The following is a 2,019-nucleotide window of genomic DNA, read 5'->3' on the forward strand; positions in this document are numbered from 1 at the left end:
AAATCATTACGCGTCAAACTAGATACCTCTTAGAGACTCGAGATGGTAAGAAACAGGAAGCGGAGTTAAAACGAGCCGTAGTCCTCCCGCGGGTCGATCTTCTCCCGAATGCCCTCCGGCGCCGGGTAAACCAGGAGGGGCATGACGGCGGCGAGTTCGTTCTGACTGAGCACACGCTCACGCCGGAACTCGAGGGTCGGATCATCGACCGAGGGATCGTGCACGGTCGAGAGATCCGGCAGGTCGAGCTTCGGCTCGCGGGCGGCCCCTTCCTTCATGAAGCAGCCGCGGCCGGATGCCCAGTCGAAGACCGGCCTGAGATAGGCCAGGGCGCGGGAGATGGCCCCGTTCGCGGTGCTCTTGCCGCTCTTCGGCCTCTTCGGCTTGTAGAGCTTCATGCTCTTGGAAACGTCAGCAGTAGCGAGCCCCAGGAGGGACGACTCCAGCAGCGGTCCGAAGACGTTCTCGATGGCCGCCCGGGCTTCAGCCTTCGGGTGGCCGAAGCGGTTGTTCTTGCGCCACACCCCCTTGGTCGGGCCGAACACTTCCTCAGCTTCGTCGAGCAAGGCGCCAAGGGTCACGCCCTTGGCTTCGGCCTTCGCCTTCGCAAGGCGGGTCAGCTCGCGCGGGTCCGCGCCGCGGGCGATGCTGGCGATATGGCCCATGGCGATGTCGCGGGCATCCTTGATCGAGACGGCCGGGTAGCGGCCGATCGTGATCTGCATCTTCTCGTCGCCTGCGCTCCGCGTCTGCAACGAGAAGGTCTTCGTGCCCTTCCGGGTGACGCGCAGGACGAGCCCGGTCACATGCGTGTCGCGGATCTCTAGGCGCTGGCTGGTCGGGTTCTTGAGGCCCCGGACGAATGCGTCCGTGAGGTACCGAGGGGTGGTGTCAGGCTTGTTGGGGTTGGCAGGCTTGGTCGGCATGTGTGGTCCTCGTTCTTGGCAACGAGGAAGTCGGTTCGACTGGGGATCCCGGAAGCAGAAAAATCCGGGGTGGCGCCGGGGTGGCGGAATCGCTGCGCTGAGGTGAGACCTGTGGCGACGAAGTGAGACCCGGTGAGACTCTTGCTGCGCTACGCAGCGCCTTGAGAAGAAAGCGATTTTCCCTCTCGATCTGTCTCAACCTATCTTACTGCGTATCCGGCTGTGGAAGGGTCAGCGCAGAATCATAATCCGCGTGTCGGGGGTTCAAGTCCCTCCTCCGCTACCAGCACAAGCTCCCAGAAAGACAGATAGATCTGGGATTAGCTTGGTCCTAGGAGCCCGATCGCCGGCTGTCGGGACTACGCCGGGACTACGGATGGTTCGCCGGCGCTCACTGATGCTGTCGGTGGGGCCGCAGTTCTGCAGCCAAGCTCATGCGCGCGGCAGGGAATAACACGGGTCAGGATAGGATGCGCGCGGATCGCGCCTCTGGGGCGGGCCGATGTGGCCAGGTCGGAGGGCGACCAGGGGGGCGGTGCCTCAGGTCGATTTTCTGCGCCCGTCGAGCGAGTCCTCTTACGCGGATGAACCCAAGTTCTGGTCGTCACCAATCGACCATCGAAGGACACCATGACCGCCGACTTCTCGATCACTAGCCCCGACCGCCTCCTGAAACTCCCGCAGGTCTGCGACATGCTGGGACGGTCGCGCGCCAGCATCTACCGCGACATCGCGGCCCAGGCCTTTCCCGAGCCGGTGAAGGTGGGAGCCTCCTCCCGCTGGCGCATGTCCGAGGTGCAGGCCTACATCGCCCAGCTTTCGCGCGGCGCCTGACAGTCCATGGCATCGGCCTCAAGCCGCCCTGTCACTTCGATCCCGCGGGTGAGACACGCAGCACAGTTGATCAGCGCTGGCTCATTCGTCGGATCACCTGCAAGATCGGCAGCAGGTTCCTCGATGCACGACGTGGCGGCATTGGGGCCGATGACATCCCCGGTAGGTGAAGGATCGCAGCGTAAGCCAAGGTGCAGCAAAGGAAGCGGTGAAGGTAATGAATGCGGCGGCGTTGAGAATGCCAGAGGCGCAAGCGCAC

2 protein-coding genes are annotated in these 2,019 nt (G+C 63.5%); one reads left to right on the forward strand and one right to left on the reverse strand.

Features of this window, described 5'->3' with window-relative positions:
* Positions 1-65: 65 nt before the first annotated feature.
* Positions 66-926, reverse strand: coding sequence for an Arm DNA-binding domain-containing protein (locus tag AC5JLB_RS02485; RefSeq protein ID WP_495872277.1), 861 nt, complete (start codon positions 924-926; stop codon positions 66-68).
* A gap of 630 nt (positions 927-1,556) precedes the next feature.
* On the opposite strand from AC5JLB_RS02485, the gene AC5JLB_RS02490 reads away from it, so the two are divergent.
* Positions 1,557-1,760 carry a helix-turn-helix transcriptional regulator gene (locus AC5JLB_RS02490; RefSeq protein WP_495872278.1) on the forward strand — a complete coding sequence of 68 codons (204 nt, stop codon included), beginning with the start codon at positions 1,557-1,559 and terminating at the stop codon, positions 1,758-1,760.
* Positions 1,761-2,019: the final 259 nt, after the last annotated feature.

The sequence above is a fragment of the Myxacorys chilensis genome, from assembly GCF_059505265.1.